Consider the following 2318-nt stretch of genomic DNA (forward strand, 5'->3'; position numbering starts at 1 on the left):
CCGGAGCCCGAACCCGTTCTCTTCCGCGGTGGTCATGCGCACTTCCGGTTGGTCGGTGGGGCGGACACGAGGAGGGGCTGCCGGCCCGACCGCGGCGCGGCCAGCCCGACGACGCCGGTGCGGTACGCGAACAGCACCGCCTGCACGCGGTCGCGCAGGCCCAGCTTGGCCAGCAGGCTCGACACGTGGGTCTTGACCGTGGCCTCGGTCACGGACAGGTCTTTGGCTATCTCCCGGTTGGAGCGGCCCAGGCTGAGCGAGCGAAGCACGTCGATCTCCCGGTTGGTGAGGCCGTCCAGGGGCGCGGGCCGGTCCGCGTCGCGGCCGCACAACGTGATCGTGAAGCGGTCGAGCAGCCGGCGGGTGACCGCGGGCGACAGCACCGCACCGCCGGCCGCGACGTCCCGGATGGCCTCCACGAGTTGGACCGCGCGGACGCTCTTGAGCAGGAAGCCGCTCACGCCCGCCTGGAGCGCCGCCAGCAGGTCGTGGTCCGAGCGGCGCGAGGTGAGCACCAGCACCTGGGGCGCGGCCGGCCCCTGCGCCTCGCGGACGATCCGGGTGATCTCGACCGCGCTCAGACCGGGCAGGTCCAGGTCGACCAGGAGCAGGTGCGGACGGCGGGTGACGGCCAGCTCCACCGCCTGGTGGCCGCTGTGCGCCTCGCCCACGACCTCGAGGTCGGCCTCCTTCTCGATGAGTATGCGAAAGCCCAGGCGGACGATCTCCTGGGCATCGGCGAGGACGATTCTGATCGTTCGTTTGAGTGCCGGTCCGGCAGCGTCAGCGTCCGGCCCCCGTGCGGCTGCTATCACCTATCTCCTCCGGGGTGGTGGGCCATTTACATTTACATTTACACAACATTACCGAGCGCCGGTGAAAGGATGGTATGCGGCCGGTATATTGCCTGTTCAAGGCGCCTGTGGCCACCTCCGAAAAGTGCGTATACTGCCTTCGGATAAAAACGTTCGTTAATTGGCGGGGGAGGGTTCGTCCGACGTGTTTCGCAGATTTACGGGCCTGGGTGCCGGGTATTGGAAGCTGCTGGCCGCCACCGGCTTTTCCGGGCTCGGCGACGGGGTCAGTCTCATCGCCTATCCGTGGCTCGCCTCGACCCTGACGAAAAACCCGGTGCTCATCGCCATCTTCCCGTTCGCCGTCCAGCTTCCGTGGCTCCTGGGCAGCCTGCCGGCCGGCGCTCTCGTCGACCGGCTCGACCGGCGCGTGGTGATGGTGGCGATGGACGTCGGCCGGATGGCGGTGGCGGCGGTCGTCGGCGTCACCGTGCTGACCGATACCGTCACGATCCCGCTGCTGTTCCTGCTCGCCCTGCTGACCGGGACCGGCAACGTGCTGTTCGAGACCGCGTCACAGACCATCCTGCCGAGCATCGTGGCCAAGGACCGGCTCCAGCGGGCGAACGGGACACTGTGGACGATGCAGTGGATGGTGAGCCAGTTCATCGGGCCGGCGCTGGGCGGCGCGCTCATCGGGGCGTCCCTGGCCGTGCCGTTCCTGTTCGACGCGGGGTCGTTCGCCGCGTCGGCGGCCCTGGTGCTGCTCCTCGCCGGCGCCTACCGGCCGCGCCGGGCCGCGGCGGGGTCCGCCGCCTCCGCCGGCGCGACCGACCCGGCGGCGCCCGACGCCGCCGCGCCCGCGCGTACCTCGCTGCGGCAGGAGATCGCCGCGGGTCTGCGGTGGCTCTGGCGGCACCGCCTGCTGCGGACCCTCACGCTGATGGCCGCCGGCAGCAACGGCGCGTTCAGCATGATCATCGTCATCCAGGTGTTCTACGCCCAAGAGGTGCTGGACCTCGACGCCACGGGGTTCGGCATCCTGCTCAGCGGCATCGCGGTCGGCGGCCTGGTGGGCAGCCAGCTCGCGCCTGACGTGGCCGCGCGTATCGGCTCCGGCGCCGCCCTGCGGCTGGCCATGGTCGTCGGCGCCGTGTGCATGGCCGGCTGCGGGGTCACCAGCAACCCGATCCTGTTCGGCGTGTTCGGCGCCGCCGACGCGTTCGTGATGATGATGTGGAACGTCGTCGCGGTCTCGCTCCGGCAGTCGATCATCCCGGACGGGCTGCTCGGCCGGGTCAACGGCGCGTACCGGTTCTTCAGCTGGGGCGCCAACGTCGTCGGCCTGCCGGTGGGAGGCGCGCTGGTCGCGGTCGGCACCGAACTCGTCGGCCGGCACACCGCGCTGCGGCTGCCGTACCTCGTCACCGCCGGCATCTACCTCGCCATGCTGGCGGCGGCCTGGTCGACCATCTCCACGGCGCGGGTGGCCGAGGCCGAGCGCGCCGCCGAGGCCGGGACCGC

The 2318-nt window shown here is 71.0% G+C and carries 2 protein-coding genes; one reads left to right on the forward strand and one right to left on the reverse strand.

Going from position 1 to position 2318, the window contains the following annotated elements; translation table 11 throughout:
* Positions 1-32 precede the first annotated feature (32 nt).
* Positions 33-815, reverse strand: coding sequence for a response regulator transcription factor (locus VFO68_RS34140; RefSeq protein WP_325162570.1), 783 nt, complete (start codon positions 813-815; stop codon positions 33-35).
* A 184-nt stretch (positions 816-999) separates the two neighbouring features.
* Here VFO68_RS34140 and VFO68_RS34145 point away from each other — a divergent pair.
* Positions 1000-2318 (forward strand): MFS transporter (locus tag VFO68_RS34145; RefSeq protein WP_325162571.1); only part of this gene is annotated, 1319 nt, incomplete at its 3' end.

The sequence above is a fragment of the Actinophytocola sp. genome (assembly GCF_035712165.1).
Classification (GTDB): Bacteria; Actinomycetota; Actinomycetes; order Mycobacteriales; family Pseudonocardiaceae; genus DASYTH01.